The organism is Pleomorphovibrio marinus (genome assembly GCF_003347495.1).
In the GTDB taxonomy this organism is placed as follows: Bacteria; Bacteroidota; Bacteroidia; order Cytophagales; family Cyclobacteriaceae; genus Pleomorphovibrio; species Pleomorphovibrio marinus.
In genome coordinates, this window is record NZ_QCXY01000001.1 from 980,970 (window position 1) to 1,000,210 (window position 19,241).

A 19,241-nucleotide genomic window follows, 5' to 3' on the forward strand; every position below is an offset into this window, starting at 1 on the left:
AAATAATACAGCAAATCATTTTGTTCAAAAAAAGAGATCAAAACCAATAAATCGTTTAAGATGAGTATTTTACCCCAGGTGCTTTTTTTGCTACTTTTTTCGGTTGCAGGATTTATCCTTTACAAAAGGATAAAAACCATCCGCCAAATGATATTTTTGGGTAGGCCTGAGCAGAGGAATGACCAAAAGGGAGAAAGATGGAAAACTATGGGGCTAATTGCCTTTGGGCAAAAGAAAATGTTTAAGAGGGTGGGCCCCGCCATTCTGCATCTGATGATTTATGTCGCCTTCATCATTATCAATATAGAAGTTCTTGAATTTATTACCGATGGCCTATCCGGTTCTCACCGTGCATTTGCACCGTTTTTGGGAAGCAGCTATGTGGTGGCCATGAATATCTTCGAATTTCTGGCCTTTGCTGCGCTAGTTTCCTGTGTGGCCTTTTTGATCAGAAGAAATATAACCAAAGTACCTCGTCTGAGAATGGGAGAGTTGAAGGGTTGGCCAGAGTTGGATGCAAATCTGATTTTGTGGATCGAGATTTTGCTGGTATCCGCCATATTAACCATGAACGCTACAGACCAGGTCCTGGCAGAAAGAGGCGTGGCGGGATATCAGCTTGTGGAGGGGCTTTTTTTCAGTAGCCTTATCCAGCCCCTTTTCACCACCTTTGGTGATACAAGTTTGGTGGTATTGGAAAGATTTGCGTGGTGGTTTCACATAGTGGGAATTTTAGGGTTTGCGATTTATATTACCTATTCCAAGCACATGCACATTTTTCTGGCATTCCCAAACACCTGGTATTCTAATTTGAAGCCAAAGGGAGAGATGAAAAATATGCCCGAGGTGACCCAGGAGGTGAAATTGATGTTGGGAATCCAAGAAGAAGGAGGGGCTCAGGAATCTCCCTCAGAAATCGCGAGGTTTGGTGCAAAGGATGTAAATGACCTTTCATGGATTAACATGATGAATGCATTTTCCTGTACGGAGTGTGGTAGATGCACAGCGGAATGTCCAGCCAATATTACAGGTAAGAAATTATCTCCGCGAAAGATCATGATGGATACCCGGGATCGTGCTGAGGAGGTAATGGAGAATATAAATAATGGGGGAAAGGGCTTGGATGACGGTAAGGCATTGTTGGGTGACCACATAAGTAAAGAGGAAATTAATGCCTGCACCAGTTGCAATGCCTGTGTGGAAGCTTGCCCTATAAACATAGACCCACTGGACATCATTCTCCAACTTAGGAGATATGTGGCCATGGAAGAGAGCGGGTCCCCTGCACAGTGGAACGCGATGTTTCAAAATATTGAAACCAGCTTTGCCCCTTGGAAATTTCCCCCCACTGACCGATTTAAGTGGGCAGATAAATTAAAGGATCAAGAAGCCAAATAAAACGAAAAATTAATGAGCGAGAAAAGCTATAAAGTACCTACCATGGCGGAAAAGGCAAGTGCTGGGGAAGCGCCGGAGGTATTGTTCTGGGTGGGATGTGCAGGCTCTTTTGATGACAGGTACAAGGCCGTTACTCAGGCTTTCGTCAAGATTTTAAATGTCATAGGAGTGGATTTTGCTGTCTTGGGTGAGGAAGAAACCTGTACAGGAGATCCTGCAAGAAGGGCGGGAAATGAATTTTTATTCCAAATGCAAGCAGCAAGCAACATACAGGTGCTGAATGGCTACCATGTCAAAAATATCGTAACTGCATGTCCCCATTGTTTCAATACCCTAAAGAATGAGTACCCTGCATTGGGGGGAAACTATAAGGTGGTACATCATTCCCAATTTTTGCAACAACTCATCAATGAGGGCCGTATTGTTTTAAAGGGAGGAGGAGGTTATAAGGGAAAAAAAATTACCTTTCACGATTCCTGTTTTCTGGGAAGAGCAAACGGGGTATATGAAGCACCTAGAGAAGTGATTAATGCTTTGGACATGGAACTGGTAGAAATGAAGAGGTGCAAATCCAAAGGGCTTTGTTGCGGTGCTGGAGGGGCCCAGATGTTTAAGGAACCTGAGCAAGGGAAAAAGGACATTAACATAGAGAGAACGGAAGAGGCCTTAGGAACCGGAGCAAAAACCATAGCGGTGGGATGCCCTTTTTGCCTTACAATGATGACGGACGGTATCAAAAACAAGGAAAAGGAACAGGATGTGCAAGTGTTGGATATCGCTGAGCTTATTGCCAAGGATTTAAACCTGTCTTAGAACTGCTTCAGTCCTTGTGTTCCCATCTTACTCGGCGGCAACATGATAGGTTTGAAAGAAGAAAAGGTTTATTTTGTACCAAAGTGAAGTCCTTTGTCGTTTAAGAAAGGCAATTGTACCAATTAATTAAATTGATAACTAGAGTTTAGCATTATGTATATTCCTTATGAGAACATGGTTGATACTTCCAGGGTATGGGTATATTTCGCAAACAGACCTTTCACAGAGGAAGAAAAAACTTGGATGATCTCTAAGTTGGTGACCTTTTGTAACCAATGGAATACCCATGGAAGCCTAATGCCTACATCCTTTGACATTCAACATGACCAGTTCATCCTCCTATCTGTGGACGAATCAAAGATGGGTGCAAGTGGATGCTCAATAGATAGTTCAGTGAGGTTATTAAGGGAAATAGAACAACATATCAACGTTGAAATTCTGGATGCTGGCAAGGTGGCTTACTTGCATGAAGACAAAGTCACAGTGACAAAACTTCCTGATGTGAATACAGCCATCCGTCAGGGGAAGCTTACACCCGACTCCCCTGTTTTCAACCCTAGTGTCAGTAAAAAAAGTGAGCTTGAGAGTAATTGGCTAATACCTGCTAAGGAAAGTTGGCTAAAAAGATATTTCAACAACCAACAAATTACCCAATAATCCATAAAAGGGAGGATCAAAAATATGAAGCGTAGCTGCTTTTCAATACTTATTGTTGTTTTCTTTGCGGCCTGTACAAGTTTGCAGCAAAGGGGACAGAATCAATTCAGTGCCGGTGAATACCAAATGGCAATATCTACCTATTCCCAAGTCCTGGAAAAAGAACCTGAAAACCCAGAAGCCAACTATTACGTGGCAGAAAGTTACAGGTTGTCGAATCGCGTAGAGAAAGCGGCTCCTTATTATAAGCAATTGCTTGAACATGAGGAGACCTTTGAAAACTACTATTATAAAGGCAAAAGCTTAAAAGATCAGGGCAACTATGATGAAGCGAAAGAGGCCTTTATAGCCTCAAAAAAATGGACAAATGATGATAAGCTGCATCGGCTCGCCGATAAGGAAATCAACAACCTTCAAGTCCTAGAAGAAATTGAGCCCATCTGGCCGCACCATAAACTCGAGAATTATGAACTGCTCAACACTGCCGGTATAGACTATGCTCCAGTAATGAGTGATAACTACCTGTATTTCACCAGCTCTAGGTCAGGAGGTGGAATTTATCCGGCTACCGGCCAGGGTTATACCCAGATCTACCGTGCCCGGGCGGAAGGAATAAAAGTGGATGTACAAAATGTTCAGCCACTTCCCGAATTCAGAAACGAGCCAGGGCTTAACCAGGGAGCTATAGCCATAAGCCCTGATGGAAATACCATAGTATATGCAAGGGGCAATACTGCATCAAGAAAAGACTTGCCGGAGGTGAGCCTTTTCGCTTCCTATTTTAGGGGAGGTGGGTTTACAGAACCCATTTATATGGCAGCGAATGATGAGCCTACCTACTGGAATTCTACTCCTGCCTTCAGTCCTGATGGCGAGACCTTATATTTTGCCTCTAATAGACCAGGAGGGCATGGAGGAACAGATTTGTACAAGGCCTCCAAGCTGGCCAATGGGGACTTTGGTAATGTGCAAAACTTGGGACCCGAAATCAACACAGCCGGAAACGAACTTTTCCCAAGACCCCTTTCAAATGGGGAGTTTTATTTTGCCTCAGATGGCCACCCGGGGTTTGGAAAGCTGGATATTTTTGTTGCCAAGGAAGAAAATGGCAAAACCGTTGTGAAAAACCTCGGGCCAAACATCAATTCGGTAGCAGATGATTTTGGCATATTTTTCACCGATTACCCTAAGGAAGGATTTATCACCTCCAATAGGGAAGGTGGAAAAGGAGATGACGACATTTATTTCTTTCAGGATTTTACTCCTAAGCCCAAAGTGTTAAATGTGTTTTTGAATGTTACCACAAAAGGGAAAACCGATGATGGGGATGAAGAGACACTACCCCAAACGAGGGTTGCACTTTATGATGAAGATAACCAAACTATTGATGGAAACTTCTCCAATCAAAACGGAAGGTTGAGGTTTCAACTGGAACCGAATCAGTCCTTCACAATGATAGCCTCGAAGAACGGCTATTTTTCCAAAAGTATACCCTACACGACCGATGGAAAAACCCCATCCCAAGATGAGCTGATCCAGGATGTGACCAACGTGGTATTGGATACCACCATAGTTTTGGAAAAACTGGTGTTGGAACGCGCAATAGTATTAGAGAATATCTACTATGACTTGGATAAAGCGGACATCCGACCCGATGCTGCCGAGGAGTTGGATAAGCTAGTTCAAATATTAAAGGACAACCCCCAGATTCGGATAGAGCTAAGTTCCCACACCGATGCCCGGGCTTCGGACACCTATAACGACCGGCTTTCGCAACGCAGGGCAGAATCTGCTGTGGAATATATCGTATCCCAAGGGATAGATCCTGATAGGATGGAGGCCAAGGGCTATGGAAAGCGACAACTTATTATTGAAGATGCACAAACGGAGGAGGAGCATCAAATCAACAGACGTACCGAATTTAAGGTAATAGAAATCACCGACTAAATACTTACCTTTGTGGAAGGACCCACAGGTATGACTTTATGAATGAAAGATATATGCAGCGGGGGGTGAGTGCCTCCAAAGAAGATGTGCATAAGGCAATTTCCAAATTGGATAAAGGACTATATCCAAAGGCTTTTTGTAAAATTGTGGAGGACATTTTAGGAAATGACCCTTCGTATTGTAATGTAATGCATGCCGATGGTGCCGGCACCAAGTCTTCACTTGCTTATTTGTATTGGAAGGAAACGGGTGATTTAGATGTTTGGAAAGGAATAGCCCAAGATGCCCTTATCATGAACATCGATGACCTGCTATGTGTGGGTGCGATCAACAACATATTGGTATCTTCTACCATAGGCAGAAACAAAAATCTCATTCCTGGGGAAGTGATAGCTGCCATCATCAATGGTACGGAAGAAGTGCTAGAAACCTTAAGGAACAATGGAGTGAATGCCATACTGACTGGAGGGGAAACTGCCGATGTTGGGGATTTGGTAAGAACCCTGATCGTGGACAGCACAGTTACTTGTAGGATGAAAAGGGAAGAAGTCATCAGTAATGACAAGATTCAAAGTGGGGATGTAATTGTAGGCTTGGCTTCTTTTGGAAAAGCTAACTATGAAAACAGATACAACGGGGGAATGGGAAGTAATGGGCTCACCTCTGCCCGCCACGACGTGTTTTCTAAAGTGCTTAAAAGTAAATATCCGGAAAGTTTTGATCCTCTGGTTCCGGAGGAATTAGTATATAGTGGAAAGTATGGCTTGACAGACCCTGCTCCGGGTACCCCATTGGATATGGGAAGCTTGGTGCTTTCACCTACCCGAACCTACGCACCTGTTATTGTAGAGGTGCTAAAATACCTTAGGCCTCATGTCCATGGAATTGTGCATTGCAGTGGAGGAGCCCAGACAAAAGTCCTCCATTTTATTGAGAACTTACATGTAGTTAAAGATAACCTTTTTGATACCCCTCCCTTGTTTTCTATTATTCAGGAAGAAAGCGGAACAGATTGGAAAGAAATGTACAAGGTTTTTAATATGGGGCACAGAATGGAAGTTTATCTGGAGGAGAAATATGCGGAAGAGGTGATAGACATTGCTGAGTTCCATGGAGTAGATGCCCAAATAGTAGGAAGGGTGCAGAATGGAGAAGGAAAACAACTCACTATACAGTCACCGCATGGAGTTTTTAATTATTCTGCTTAGAGCCATTTTCTCATCGTGATAAAATTTCTCCGTATTCTTTCCTGGTTTTTGGGAGGATTGTTCCTCATTGCAATGTTCTGTGTAACCACTGTGGATTGGACACCACTGGAAGAATCGGCCTATTTCAAGGAGACTATGGAAAGGCTGGAAAAAACCAATCTGGAGGGTGCGGATAGTGGATTTTTGCTGGCAGGATGGGCAAAGGTAAATTTCACCCCTGCCAGTCCAAAACCGCTTATTCCATACAAACCAAGGGGGGAATATGAATTTGTTGTGGACAGCAGCTATGTGAAGACCTTGTTGATTAGCAATGAGCAGCACACGGTGGCACTCATAAATTACGAATTGCTATTTGTACATCCATATCTGGCCCAAAAAGTCGAGGAAAGGCTGAAAACTGCCGACTTGCCAGTAGACCATCTTTACTTCACGAGTACACATACCCATAGAGGAATGGGCGGGTATACTCCTGGAATAGTGGGGAAATTGACCATGGGAGGAAAGGATGAGATGCTGGTAGATTTCATTGCCCACCAAACCATCGAGAGTGTGAATCGGGCTTTTCAGCATCTGGATACTGTGAATATTTCCTATCGAAAAACACCCGTTCCGGAACTGGTGGCAAACAGGTTGGTAGCTTCAGACCCTGTCGACCCCTATGTCCGCCAGTTGTACCTTGAAAAGCTGGATGGTGAGACCTGCTTATTTGTGACCTATAGTGCTCATCCTACTTTACTGGAAAGTGATTTTATGGGCCTATCAGGAGATTATCCCTATTACTTTGCAGAAGCACTCGAAGAAGAGTTGTCCTTTTGTATTTTTGCGGCAGGTACTGTAGGAAGCCATAGGCCACAAGGTGCTAAAGCTCGAGACACTGCCGCAGTAAGGGAGTATGCAAGAACCCTATACCAAAAACTTCACTCCGATCTTTCCCCAGCCGACACTTCATCGGCCACTTCCTTATTTTCAGCTAAGCTGCAGGTAGATTTGAGAAGCCCCCATTTTCGTATTTCTGAAAACCTCCGCTTGCGGCCTTGGCTTTTTCATAGCGTTTATGGAGAAAGCCCAGCTTTTATGGACATTTTGCAGATAGGGCCTGTGGTGCTGTTGTCCAGTAGTGGAGAAGTTTCAGGCGTTTTCTATGAAAACTGGGATAAACATGCAGCGTCTCTCGACCTTACCTTGTTTTTTACCTCTTTTAATGGGGGATACATAGGATACATCACCCCGGATAAGTACTACAAGGAAAGGATGTATGAGACTTGGGACATGAATTTCTTTGGCCCTTTTAATGGAGCCTATCAGCATGAATTGGTGGTAAAGGCACTTTCAAAAGTAAAACACAATTAACTTTTAAAGCAATTAAGCTTTCACCAGGCATTTTACCCTGATGAACCCTCCTTGTATTTGAAACTCCTCTTGCGTTTTCCATCCGTATCTTTCAAAGAAGAAGTCATAGTCAGGCAGATCTTTGCGTGGATGATTGGTTATGCATCTGAATGCGGAAATCATGGCTTTTATAAACAAGGATTTTCTTGAATGAGGATAAAAATCGGCAAAAATAAGTTGGGTATTGGGATTAATGGCTTTTTCTAATGCCTTAAAAAAATTGTGTATCTGCTGGTCGATAAGCACATCCAAAAGATACTGGCAAATCACTATATCCGCCTTGGAGGCAAAAGGCCAATGGAACCTCTCTTCCCTATAAAAATGGACCCTATCTTCATCTTTGGAGGAAACGCGTTTCCTGGCCCTTTGCAGCATTTTTTGAGAAGCTTCTGAATATACAAGTTTTCCTGTAAGGCCATTCTTGATCAAAATTTCTGGAATAATTGCACCTGTACCTCCACCGATTACCCAAACATCCATGTCTTCCAGAATGTTTTGCAAGAAAAGGTCTTTGCTGCGGACAAATTCTTTCCCCAATATTACCTTGGACAGTTTCTCATAGATAAAAGCAATTTTATCGTAATTATTGGTGCTCACATTCCATGTTATTTAGGCTGCTATGCGTTTGTAAGTAGTTCTGAATGGACTTTCCCACTTTGTTCCATAATAAGTATCCATACAAAGAAATTATCGTAATAATCCTAGAGTAGCTCGTGTTTGTGGATCATTAAATCCACTGCCTACTTTTAAAATACCAAAGCACACCCAGTACGGATAATGCCATTACCCCGATTACTGCAAAATAGGCATATTTGTACTCAATCAGAGAAAGTACAGTGCTTTCCATTTTCTTCACACCGGTAAAAATCAGCGTTCCCGGAGCTTGCCCCGCCTTGGATTTTCTTTTTGGAACTTTGTTCTTTTTTCTCAACTGAGCCATACATTGGTATATTAAATACTATTTTGGTAATTTACCTAAAAAGTACTAATTAGAATTTACTGGATTGGTTTGGGTAATATCATGGCATGGATACATGTAGCAACGAATATGGCCAATAAAAATTTTTGCTTATCAGGGGCAATGGTAAAGGGTTTTCTGTTTGAGGCACCTAAAGATCAATTCATGAATCTAATAGCCAGCAAGCCAATTTTTATCTTTTTGGCTATTTCACTTTCACTATCTGAGTTTACCTTTGCCCAAATTAGCAGTCATCACGGGGCATGGATAAGGGGGGACACCACTGAAAGAATGCTGACCTTGGTCCTCACTGGCCATGAATATGCAGAAAGTGGGGGCGAAATATTGGAGAATCTGAAAAAATATCGGGTTAAGGCAGCCTTTTTCTTCACGGGGGATTTTTATAGGAATCCCGACTTCCAACCTTTGATTTACCAGATAAAAGAAGACGGTCATTACCTTGGAGCACATTCAGACAAGCACTTGCTATATTGCGACTGGGAAGATAGGGACAGCTTGCTGGTAAGCAAGGGCACCTTTCAGCAGGACTTAATGGACAATTATCTGGAAATGGAAAAGTTTGGGGTTAGCAAAGAAGATGCGCCCTTTTTTCTTCCCCCATATGAGTGGTATAACGATTCAATAAGTGCATGGACGGCAGAATTGGGATTGCAGCTGATCAACTTTACACCAGGAACAAAGAGCCATGCGGATTACACCACCCCTGAATTAGAAAACTACATTGGAAGTGGGGCTATTCTTGAGAGCATCTGGGATTTCGAGGCTAAAAACGGCTTAAATGGATTTATTTTATTGATGCACATTGGTGTTGGCGAAAAAAGGAAAGATAAATTTGCAAGGAAGCTACCCGAACTCATTGAGGGACTCAGGAAAAGAGGATATTGTTGGATTCCTTTGGAAGAATTATTACAGGAAAAGTATTAATTGTTTAATTTTTACATAATTTTTGAGATCATCCACAACAAAAAAGCTTTTTATTTCGTCAAGTGAATAGTTAATCCAATTTAGCTATCCTGAAATCGAGCCTGCCTGGACGGCAGTCAGGCATGACGCAAGCGACGCACGGAGTTCTAAAAATTGGCATTTACAGAAAGGAAATGACATTGGGTTTCTCGCAGCCCTGCCCTGAGTTTTTTCAGGGGGGCGCAACGATTCCGCAACGCTCGCAGCGTGGTAGGTTTAAAAATTAGTGTTTAATGAATAAGTTATATGATTTAAAGTACTATGTCAATGATAGGAATGATTAAGATTGCGAGATTCCCCCGAAGCGAGTCTGGGGCAGGCTATGTGGCAAATAAAAATCAATTATAATCACATGAAAAACATCACTGCATTGCGCAAAACTATTCAGGTTTTTAGTTCTTATGGGATTTCCTTGACTGGTAAAAGGAAGGCTGCTAATTTTTATAGGGATCTTAGGATGGACAAAATTTTTGTTTCGGGCTTGATTTTTGAACTGGAGTATGAGCTTAAAAGGGAAATAGCAGATGAAAAAGTGGCAAAAATTCAGACTCCCTCTGAATTAATCAGCACTTTGCTAAAGGCTTCATAGTAAAATCGCAAATGAAAAATCCTAGGGTATGGTTTATTTTACTACTTATTATTCCGATTTTTTCTGGGATCATGTGGGCTTACAACGAGGATAATCAGGAAAACAAGGTGAGATATGTAAGTAACCCTTCTCTAATCACAGTCCATAATGGGCTGGTTTGGAAAGGCACCCCCCAATTAAAGGATGGTACTTTTAGGAACCTCTATAAACCTTTCGACTCAAGCTTTTGGGATTTGCTTACCTGGAAATGGAATGAAAACCCTTATGCGGAAGCCAAAGAAAAAGATACACGTACTTTGGAGGTACAGGATGCCAGCCAACTTGTGAAAAGTGGAGATGACTTTATGGTTTGGTTGGGCCACGCTTCTTTTTTATTCAGAATTCATGGTAGTGTATATTTAATAGATCCCATTTTGATGGATAACATTTTTCTTAAAAGGGAAAGTGATCTTCCTTTGGAGATGGCTGATTTTCCTCCTGTTGATTACATCATGATTTCTCATAATCATAGGGATCATTGTGACAAACAAACGATCTCAAAACTAGCTGAGCAACATCCCAAAGCTGTTTTTTTGACGGGTTTAGGCATGAAGGACCTTCTCAAGGGTTGGGTGGAAGGGCAGGAAATCCAAGAAGCCGGGTGGTACCAGCAATTTGAAACTGGTGATCCCAATATGGAAATTACCTTCGTGCCTAGCAGGCACTGGACCAGACGCTGGCTTTCCGATACCAACAAAAGACTCTGGGGCGGATTTTATTTTAGCAGTCCCGATAGAAAAATCTATTTTATGGGAGACAGTGGGGATGGGATTCATTTTGAGGAAATCTCCACGCAGATGGGATCTCCTGATATTGCTATTATGGGAGTTGGAGCTTTCAGGCCTGAATGGTTTATGGAACAGTCGCATATTAGCCCAACCGATGCTATTCAAGCTTTTAACAGAATGCAAGGGGCACATTTTTTTCCTATGCATTTTGGGACATTTGATCTGTCGGATGAACCCATGCTGGAGCCATTGGACCTGCTGATTCAGCATCAAGAGGATTTGGAAGGCGAGCTTATATATCCGGTAATTGGGAAGAATTTTTTGTATTGATTTCACTTAAAATTAGCCTGAAAGCTTAATTTTTGTGTGTTTTATTTCCTACCACCATCTTTTTTGATAATTTCAGGTCTGTTAAATTTAAACTCTTCCCATGGGCTTACTTGTAATCAATAATTTCGAGGACTTTCAACAATATATTGGAAAAGAGCTGGGCGTCTCAGCATACCATAAGATTACCCAAGAGCAGATTAATCTTTTTGCAGATGCTACTCTAGATCACCAATGGATTCATACAGACCCTGATCGGGCTGCAAAGGAGGGGGAATTTGGTGGTACCATCGCTCATGGATACCTGACCCTGTCATTGGTTCCTTATCTTTGGAATCAAATTGTACAGGTAAATAACTTGAGGATGATGGTAAATTACGGAATTGAAAATTTGAGATATACGAGTCCAGTAAAGGTAAATGACGAAATTTGCATGAGGGCAAGCCTTGCGAATATCAGTGACCTAAAGGGAACCATCAAAACGGAAATGAAAGTAAAGATGGAAATAAAAGGTCAGAAAAAGCCTGCGTTGGCAGCTACCTTAATATTTTTATATCACTTTTTATAAATCGGAGTCTTACAAAGTCCCTGATATTCAATACTTGAAGCAAAAAAATACCCCAACAAGTTTAATCATTGTTGGGGTGTTTTAATTTCTTATTTTTTTCGTCTTAGGTGTTTGAGGTTGATAACCTCCTGTACAGAGAGGAACCGATACCGGCCCCTAGGGATGTCCTTTTTGGTAAGTCCTGCATACATCACCCTATCCAAAGCAACTACCTCGTAATCAAAAGCCGCAAATATCCTTCTTACTATACGGTTTTTGCCAGAATGAATTTCAAGCCCCAAAATGGTCCGGTCTTTTGAAAGTACCTGAAGGTCGTCCACTTCTGCTAACCCATCCTCTAGTTGTATTCCTTTTAGGATTACTTCCAAGTCATTATTTGCCAAAGGCTTGTCCAGGGTTACCTGATAGATTTTTTTAATTCTGTTGCTGGGGTGGGCAAGGCTTTCTGTCAATTCACCATCATTGGTGAAAAGTAAAAGCCCGGTGGTGTTGCGGTCCAGTCTACCTACTGGAAAAACCCTTTCTTCACACGCCCCTTCAATAAGTTGCATGACTGTTCTTCTTTCAAAAGGGTCGTCTGTGGTAGTAATATAATCCTTCGGTTTGTTCAATAATAGGTAAACGGGTTTTTCGGGGTTAATTACCTTGCTTTTATACAATACCCGGTCCTTTCGTTTTACTTTATACCCCAGTGAAGTGATGACCTCCCCATTTACGGTGATGTCACCTTTGGCGATGAGTACATCTGCTTCACGTCTGGAACAAACCCCTGAATTGGCTATGTACTTGTTTAGCCTTAGCTCATCATCGTCCTTATTTTTTTTGACCTCCTTTAAAACCTCTTGGTAGGCAGGTTTTTCATTAGTACCATAACCGGCTGATCCTCTTTTTAAAGGAGAGTAGGGCTTCTTTTTGTTGGGCTTGGACCTTTCAGGAAGGTCGGCTACATATTCATAAACTGGTTTTTGGTTTTTGCCTCTTCCTAAATAGACTTTTTTGGAACTTTCGTTCTCCTTCTCGGAAGAGGTATTTCGCTTCCCCTTATTTTGTTGATCCGAAAACTGCTGTTTTCTTTTCTTGGGATGTCCTTTTTGGCTGTTATTTTCTTTTTTCATACTTGTTGCAGCATCCCTGCTGGATTTGATTTAGTAAATTTGGCTGCAAAGGTAAGTTAAATCTCTTGGATTTAGGAGTTTAGGCAAAAAAAATATGGGGTAAATTAGTAAGAGGGATTATTCTTTCTTTTCCCCAATCTCATTTTCCTCTGGCCTAAAATCCTTTGGCTGGGGGAGTTCTTTAATATCGTTGATGCCAAAATAGTCCATGAACTTTTCGCTGGTACCATAGAGAATTGGTCTTCCCAGTCCTTCTGATTTGCCTTTAATGGCCACAAGTTCCTTTTCCAGCAACTTTTGCACCGAATAATCGCAGTTGACCCCTCTTATCTGTTCGATTTCTGATTTGGTAATGGGTTGTTTATAGGCAATTATGGAGAGGGTTTCCAATTGTGCAGTGGATAATCTTTTTTGGGAACGGTGCTTGAGCAATATACTTATGCTGCTCTGATAAGCCGGCTTTGTCAAAAACTGATAACCTCCCCCGCTTTTCTCTAGGGCAAAAACAAAATCATCCGAGGCATATTTATCCCTTAAGGAATCAATGGCCTCGGAAATGTGGCTTTCGGGAACCTCAGATTCAAACATTTCGGTAAGGCACTTCTGAATTTCATCCGGGGCTATTGGGCCATCGGCACAAAAGATCAGCGCTTCTATATGTTTGTGTAGGAAATCCAAAGATTATTTTTTTGCCAACTTAGCTTCGATGGAATGCATGGTGTGCGGAACAGCCCTTAGCCGCTCTTTGGAAATAAGCTTACCAGTATCCACACATACACCGTAGGTGCCGTTTTTAATCCGCCTTAGGGCATTTTCCAAATTTATGATAAATTTTTGTTGCCTGGCAGCCAATTGACTGAGACTCTCTCTCTCTAGTGTGTCTGCTCCATCTTCCAATAGCTTAGAGGTGCTGGCGGTGTTGTCGGTACCGCTATCGTTCTTCTTGCTAAGCGTTTCTTTAAGCTGTGCGAGTTCCTCTTTGGCTACTGCAAGCTTCTCATTGATTAAATCTTCAAATTCCTTCAGCTCTTCCTGCGAATAAGAATTTTTTTCTTCCTGGCTCATAGACACGTTAAAGTATTTAGCTTAGATAAATTGTTTGGGTTAGGACCCTTAAAAATTTCCCTAAAATACACTTAGGTTTTGAAATTTAAAAATCCCTAATTTTATTTCTTTAAACGGAGAGATGTACGAAAAATTATAACGAGCAAACATTCCTCGAAATAGCTACCATTTATGTAGTATTTTACCGTTTACTCATGTATTTTTTGATTAATGCAGTATAATATGTTAATTTTATTTCTCTTATTGATTACGAAAACTTTGCATGAAATGAAGAAAATATTTCTTATTGGTCTAATGACTATTTTTGCCGTTAGCGCTTTTGCCCAGAAAAAGGACAAAGAAGGTTGGTACACACTATTTGACGGAAAGTCGCTGAAGGGCTGGAAAGCCTCTGAAAACCCCAGTTCTTTTCAAGTAGTGGACGGAGCCATTAAAATTGATGGGCCTAGGGCTCACCTTTTTTATGTTGGAAAGGTTGAAAAAGCCGATTTCAAAAACTTTGAACTTAAGACGCAGATAAAAACAGAGCCCAAAGCCAACTCAGGGATTTTTATCCATACCGAGTATGAGGAGGATGGTTGGCCAGGTGTAGGATATGAAATCCAGGTAAACCAAAGTCACGGGGATTGGAGAAAAACGGGCAGTGTGTATAGCTACAAGGATGTAAAAGAAACCTATGTATCCGATAATGAATGGTACACGAAGCATATTATCGTGAAGGACGGAAAGGTAACCGTAAAAGTGAATGACAAAGTAATCAATGAATATGATGAAGATAAAGACAGAGGGGAGCCTGTAGGCGACAGCAAGAAAAAACTAAGTAGCGGAACTATTGCTTTGCAAGCCCATGATCCTGAAAGTATAATATATTACAAGGATATCAAGATCAAGCCTCTTCCTTAAATCAACATCCTAAACCGTTTTCATAACCCAACAATTAAACCACCTTCCAGTCCATTTTTACAATGGACTGGATTTTTTTTGAAATGCTATGGATAGACCATTTTATGAACCAAAGGCCCTCAGGGAATTCATTCAAAGGGTTTTTGAGAAATTTGGCGTGCACCCAGAAGATGCCCTATTGGCCGCTGATGTATTGGCTTACAGTGATGAACATGGCATTGACTCCCATGGAATTGCGAGACTAGAAACCTACTACGACCTTATGAGGGATGGAAGGATAAACCCCAGGCCAGAACTTAAGGTAATTCGCCAAAAGGGCAGTGTTGCCACGGTGGATGGTGACAATGGCCTGGGTTTGGTGATTGGTCCAAAGTGTATGGAGCTAGCCATGGAAAAGGCAGCCACCCACGGATCCGGTTGGATTTCGGTATGTAACACCAATCATTATGGTGCTGCGGGTTATTATCCTGCAATGGCATTGCCCAAGGACCTCATTGGCATGTCTATGACCAACACCACCAAAGGGGTGGTGCCCTTCAACGGAATTGAAAAAAAATTGGGAACCAACCCCATCGCTATTGCTTTCCCAACAGACGCGGAACCTCCCATTATGATTGATATGGCAAGTAGCACGGTTGCCTATGGAAAAGTGGAAATTGCTCATAGAGAAAGCAATGAAGTGCCCCTAGGATGGTGTATAGACAAGGAGGGGAATCCCACCACCTCTCCTGAGAGAATGATGCAGGGGGGAGCTCTTCTTCCTTTGGGTAGTGATAAGGATGGGAGTGGCCATAAGGGATATTGTCTGGCCACAATGGTGGATGTGCTTTCTGCGGTATTAAGTGGTGCTAATTGGGGTCCCTTTGCCATACCCTTTGCTATAAATGTGCGGGTAGGTGAAAACGAGCAAGTGGGAAAAGGTATTGGGCATTTTTTTGGGGCTTGGGATATTGAGGGGTTCAGGGATATACAGTCCTTCAAATCCTCTATGGACGCGTGGATAAGGGAAATGAGATCCACTGCAAGTTTACCTGGAACTTTACCGGTCTTGATTCCCGGAGATCCAGAACGGATGGCTTTCGAAGAAAGAATGAAATCCGGGATTCCATTAAATCAAAAGGTGATTGACAGCTTGGAAAGACTATCCTTGGAAACCAGTATCCCATTGCCTAAACCGCTGTAGACTTTTTACGTTCTCAGCTCAACCCAGTGAAATCTAGCATGAAGATAACGTTTATAGGAGGGATGATTATCAAGTATGCGGTATTCTCCTGGAACTAGTTCCCCTAATTAAGTTCCCCGATCCCGATAGCTACGGGACGGGGCAGGCGACTGATGGCAGCAAGGAGTGAGCACTAAAAAAAATTATAAACACCTACAATTTAGGGATTTTTAGGAGAAATGCGGTAGTAACCAAGAACCCTTATCGTCCTGGGGCTGTTTTATGGAGGAGGTTTCTGATACACTTAGGATTTACACGGGATTTACCCGGCAAAGTATACTTCCCAATTGAATTAAGCTAAATGGAAAATTCATTTCCAAAATATGTTTCTCCCCTAACTATTCTAATAGGCCTAATATCCAATTTGATTTTGTTTTCTGGATTTGCCAAGGGGTCAAATGAGAATTCTTTTGAACCCATTGAACTCAAAATTGCAGACCTAAACTTTGTTCCAAAGGAATTTCATTTTAAGGGGGTAATCGACATGAGGAGCAACAAGATCCCGATTGCATTTTTGGTTCCTTCTGCCACAAGTGGATCTCAGTTGGAGGTGGTTGATTTAAAAGGGGGTCTTGAGCAAGCTATGAATCAGTTTGTAGCAGGGAGTCTGCCTCGGGATTTAAATTTGCGGCCTATTTGGATAAAAGTTAAAGACTGCCAAATTATCGAAAAACTGGTGGATGCCAATAGGGGTATAGTGGAAGGGGAGGTACATTTGGATTTTTCCTTTGAGTTAGAAAGGGAGTATGACCATGTGCATCTTTTGGATTTTCAGGGAGGCATGAGCTACAAGCGGTCGGTAAGACAAAAGGCAGTCATAGAGCCAGTGTTTAGGAGGTCGGTAGGTAATGCCCTTAAATACTTTCATGATTGGATAGAAAAAGAAGCCGGTATCAATGAAAAACTCGCCAAATCAGTAAAGGTAACAATCAGAGATTATAGAGAAGACAACCTGGACGACACCGTGTTTTATGATCCAAAACGCCCATTGAGGTGGTCTGATTTTTCGGGTAGGGCTCCATTCAGGAGCAATTATGCTGCATCGGTTTTTGTAAGCCTTGCCTATGAAGGGGACAGTAGGATTAAAGACGGAGAAGTGGAGGTTATATTGGATTTTAAAACCTTCATGTTAAAGAGCTCCTCCTATGTTAAAACGGAGAAAAATGCTTATACCCTTAACCACGAACAAAGGCATTTTGACATCGCCCAAATCATTACCGAGAGATTAAAAGAAAGAGTTGGGAATATGGAACTCTTTCCTTACAATTATGACCGGGTTATTTCGTCTATGTACCTTGATGCCTACCGAGAAATGAACAGGTACCAAGAACAATACGATAAAGAAACGTCACATGGATCCAACCGGACTGCCCAAGAAAGGTGGAACCAAAAAATTGATGATGAGCTTAGAGCCTTTGGAGTAATACCCTAAGGGCAGGAAAGTACAGGATACAACCTTGGAATTATCCGGTATTTTTGTTCAATGATGTTATCGTATATAAGGAGAATAAAACGAAGGGATCCTTTAAGGCCAAATGGTGGTAGTTTAACTGGCGGTTTGTTAGTTCTTGTAATTTGTTTGTCTATCCAAAACCTCAAGGCCCAATTACCACCCTCCTTTGGTCCGCCGGAAAACTACCAGGTTACGGAAGATTCTAGATCCCGGAAATACCTGTCCCCACAGCAAATTTTTTGGAAGTCCACCGAAGAGGATACCTATATAGAAAACCCTTCCCATCTATTGGGCCCCAATATTGGGCAGGCCATACTTACAAATCAACAGGACTTTTGCAGGCTCCGAAGTTCAGAGGATCAAATGCCAGGAATACTGCTGGATTTTGGTATAAACCTACATGGTGGAATTCAGTTGGTTACCGGAATGATGCAGGATAAGGAGCCTGTAAAGATAAGGGTACGTTTTGGGGAATCGGTATCCGAAGCAATGTCAGAGATAGATACAGTTAATGGAGCGACCAACGACCACGCCATGAGGGATTTTGTGATTCCTTTGCCCTGGTTGGGAAAAATTGAAGTTGGGAACTCTGGCTTTAGGTACGTCAGGATAGATTTGGTTGAACCCAACAGGGAGCTTATCATAAAAGAAGCCAATGCAATTTTTGTCTACAGGGATATTCCATACATAGGATCATTTAAAAGTAGCGACGAAAGATTAAATTCCATTTGGGATGTGGGAGCCTATACCGTGCATTTAAACATGCAGGAGTACCTCTGGGATGGTATTAAAAGAGATAGATTGGTATGGGTGGGCGACATGCATCCCGAGGTTTCTACCATCAATGCAGTATTTGGTTACAACGAAGTGGTGCCAAAAAGTTTGGATTTGATAAGGGACATTACACCCATGCCACAGTGGATGAATGGGATTAGCACCTACTCCATGTGGTGGGTGATCATCCACCGGGACTGGTACCTACAGCATGGGGATTTAGAGTATCTACGTGAGCAGAAAGCCTATTTGACCGAACTGCTGAGCCACATGAGTTCAAGGGTGGAAGGAAATCGAGAAAATTTGGATGGAACCAGATTCCTGGATTGGCCGAGCAGTGAAAACAGGGAAGCAGTACATGCCGGGCTTCAAGCCATGCTTCTCTGGGCCTTTGAAGCTGCTGCTGAAATTTTCGGATATCTGGATGAGGATGAGCAGGTGAATATAGCCAATGAAATGGCCAGAGAATTGAAGACTTACCAGCCTGATGCCGCAGGTAATAAGCAAGCTGCGGCCTTAATGGCTTTGACCGGATTAATGGATGCGGAAAAAGCAAACAAAGAAATATTGACTAAGGGTGGGGTTAAGGGGTTTTCCACCTTCTATGGCTATTATATGCTGGAAGCAATGGCAAAAGCAGGAAACCACAAATTGGCCATGGACTATATCAAGGAGTATTGGGGAGGAATGTTGGACCTTGGTGCCACCACCTTTTGGGAGGATTTTGATATTGAATGGATGGAAAATGCCGGAAGGATAGATGAATTTGTTCCAGATGACAAAGTGGATGTACATGCCAGCTACGGTGGCTATAGTTATGAAAAGTTACGACACAACCTTAGTCATGGTTGGGCTTCCGGACCCACTGCCTGGCTGAGCAGTCATGTGCTGGGTGTAAAGGTGAAAAGCCCCGGAGGAAAGGAATTTCTTGTTTCCCCTCACTTGGGTAATTTGGAGTGGGTAGAGGGTAGCTATCCAACCTCAGAGGGGCCTATTCATATCCGACATGAAAAAATGCAAGACGGAAGCATTCAAAGTAAAATAGAGGCCCCTCCTGGAATTCAGGTGAAATTGGCCGAAAACAGGGACTAAAAGAGAAGGAGA

The 19,241-nt window shown here is 42.3% G+C and carries 19 protein-coding genes; 14 read left to right on the plus strand and 5 right to left on the minus strand.

The annotated features are described in order from the left end of the window. The first annotated feature begins 60 nt into the window (after positions 1 to 60). The 6 genes from DB520_RS04115 to DB520_RS04140 all read left to right on the plus strand — a co-directional run bounded on the left by DB520_RS04115 (position 61) and on the right by DB520_RS04140 (position 7,373). Complete coding sequence (locus DB520_RS04115; RefSeq protein WP_114748349.1) at positions 61 to 1,398, plus strand: 4Fe-4S dicluster domain-containing protein; 1,338 nt, start codon at positions 61 to 63, stop codon at positions 1,396 to 1,398. A gap of 12 nt (positions 1,399 to 1,410) precedes the next feature. Further along, positions 1,411 to 2,211: a (Fe-S)-binding protein gene (locus DB520_RS04120; protein WP_232834829.1), complete on the plus strand. Its 801-nt coding sequence runs from the start codon at positions 1,411 to 1,413 to the stop codon at positions 2,209 to 2,211. A gap of 153 nt (positions 2,212 to 2,364) precedes the next feature. After that, a complete protein-coding gene (locus tag DB520_RS04125) occupies positions 2,365 to 2,868 on the plus strand; it encodes a hypothetical protein (protein ID WP_114748350.1) in 504 nt (167 codons plus the stop codon). Positions 2,869 to 2,892: 24 nt separating this feature from the next. Then, on the plus strand, positions 2,893 to 4,815 hold the full coding sequence (locus tag DB520_RS04130) for an OmpA family protein (protein ID WP_114748351.1): 1,923 nt from the start codon (positions 2,893 to 2,895) through the stop codon (positions 4,813 to 4,815). A 38-nt stretch (positions 4,816 to 4,853) separates the two neighbouring features. Beyond that, a complete protein-coding gene (locus DB520_RS04135; protein ID WP_114748352.1) occupies positions 4,854 to 6,023 on the plus strand; it encodes an AIR synthase related protein in 1,170 nt (389 codons plus the stop codon). A gap of 15 nt (positions 6,024 to 6,038) precedes the next feature. After that, entirely contained in the window at positions 6,039 to 7,373 is a 1,335-nt protein-coding gene (locus DB520_RS04140) for a neutral/alkaline non-lysosomal ceramidase N-terminal domain-containing protein (protein ID WP_232834830.1), read from the plus strand. A 12-nt stretch (positions 7,374 to 7,385) separates the two neighbouring features. Here DB520_RS04140 and DB520_RS04145 read toward each other — a convergent pair whose 3' ends face one another. Further along, the gene (locus DB520_RS04145) at positions 7,386 to 8,009 is read right to left on the minus strand and encodes a class I SAM-dependent methyltransferase (RefSeq protein WP_157971927.1); all 624 of its coding nucleotides are present in this window, start codon (positions 8,007 to 8,009) and stop codon (positions 7,386 to 7,388) included. A 130-nt stretch (positions 8,010 to 8,139) separates the two neighbouring features. Continuing rightward, entirely contained in the window at positions 8,140 to 8,352 is a 213-nt protein-coding gene (locus DB520_RS04150; protein ID WP_114748355.1) for a hypothetical protein, read from the minus strand. 81 nt (positions 8,353 to 8,433) lie between these two features. On the opposite strand from DB520_RS04150, the gene DB520_RS04155 reads away from it, so the two are divergent. The 4 genes from DB520_RS04155 (at position 8,434) to DB520_RS04170 (ending at position 11,605) form a co-directional block, all read left to right on the plus strand. Beyond that, positions 8,434 to 9,315, plus strand: a complete 882-nt coding sequence (locus DB520_RS04155; RefSeq protein ID WP_232834831.1) for a polysaccharide deacetylase family protein — start codon at positions 8,434 to 8,436, stop codon at positions 9,313 to 9,315. 391 nt (positions 9,316 to 9,706) lie between these two features. Then, on the plus strand, positions 9,707 to 9,943 hold the full coding sequence (locus tag DB520_RS04160) for an acyl carrier protein (RefSeq protein WP_114748356.1): 237 nt from the start codon (positions 9,707 to 9,709) through the stop codon (positions 9,941 to 9,943). An 11-nt stretch (positions 9,944 to 9,954) separates the two neighbouring features. Further along, positions 9,955 to 11,040 (plus strand): MBL fold metallo-hydrolase, encoded by a 1,086-nt coding sequence (locus tag DB520_RS04165; protein ID WP_114748357.1) that lies wholly within the window; start codon positions 9,955 to 9,957, stop codon positions 11,038 to 11,040. Positions 11,041 to 11,140: 100 nt separating this feature from the next. Further along, positions 11,141 to 11,605: a MaoC family dehydratase gene (locus tag DB520_RS04170; RefSeq protein WP_114748358.1), complete on the plus strand. Its 465-nt coding sequence runs from the start codon at positions 11,141 to 11,143 to the stop codon at positions 11,603 to 11,605. Positions 11,606 to 11,694: 89 nt separating this feature from the next. On the opposite strand, the gene DB520_RS04175 is transcribed toward DB520_RS04170, so the two are convergent. The 3 genes from DB520_RS04175 to DB520_RS04185 form a co-directional block, all read right to left on the minus strand. Further along, positions 11,695 to 12,720: a pseudouridine synthase gene (locus DB520_RS04175; RefSeq protein ID WP_114748359.1), complete on the minus strand. Its 1,026-nt coding sequence runs from the start codon at positions 12,718 to 12,720 to the stop codon at positions 11,695 to 11,697. A gap of 117 nt (positions 12,721 to 12,837) precedes the next feature. Further along, the gene (gene scpB, locus DB520_RS04180; RefSeq protein WP_114748360.1) at positions 12,838 to 13,398 is read right to left on the minus strand and encodes an SMC-Scp complex subunit ScpB; all 561 of its coding nucleotides are present in this window, start codon (positions 13,396 to 13,398) and stop codon (positions 12,838 to 12,840) included. Between the two features lie 3 nt (positions 13,399 to 13,401). Beyond that, a complete protein-coding gene (locus DB520_RS04185) occupies positions 13,402 to 13,785 on the minus strand; it encodes a TraR/DksA family transcriptional regulator (protein ID WP_114748361.1) in 384 nt (127 codons plus the stop codon). A gap of 267 nt (positions 13,786 to 14,052) precedes the next feature. On the opposite strand from DB520_RS04185, the gene DB520_RS04190 reads away from it, so the two are divergent. From DB520_RS04190 to DB520_RS04205, 4 genes are all read left to right on the plus strand, one after another. Next, positions 14,053 to 14,688 carry a 3-keto-disaccharide hydrolase gene (locus tag DB520_RS04190; protein WP_114748362.1) on the plus strand — a complete coding sequence of 212 codons (636 nt, stop codon included), beginning with the start codon at positions 14,053 to 14,055 and terminating at the stop codon, positions 14,686 to 14,688. Positions 14,689 to 14,776: 88 nt separating this feature from the next. Continuing rightward, the gene (locus DB520_RS04195; RefSeq protein WP_114748363.1) at positions 14,777 to 15,871 is read left to right on the plus strand and encodes an Ldh family oxidoreductase; all 1,095 of its coding nucleotides are present in this window, start codon (positions 14,777 to 14,779) and stop codon (positions 15,869 to 15,871) included. A 340-nt stretch (positions 15,872 to 16,211) separates the two neighbouring features. Next, positions 16,212 to 17,342 (plus strand): hypothetical protein, encoded by a 1,131-nt coding sequence (locus DB520_RS04200; protein WP_114748364.1) that lies wholly within the window; start codon positions 16,212 to 16,214, stop codon positions 17,340 to 17,342. A gap of 126 nt (positions 17,343 to 17,468) precedes the next feature. Beyond that, complete coding sequence (locus tag DB520_RS04205; RefSeq protein ID WP_232834832.1) at positions 17,469 to 19,229, plus strand: alpha-L-rhamnosidase-related protein; 1,761 nt, start codon at positions 17,469 to 17,471, stop codon at positions 19,227 to 19,229. Positions 19,230 to 19,241 lie beyond the last annotated feature (12 nt).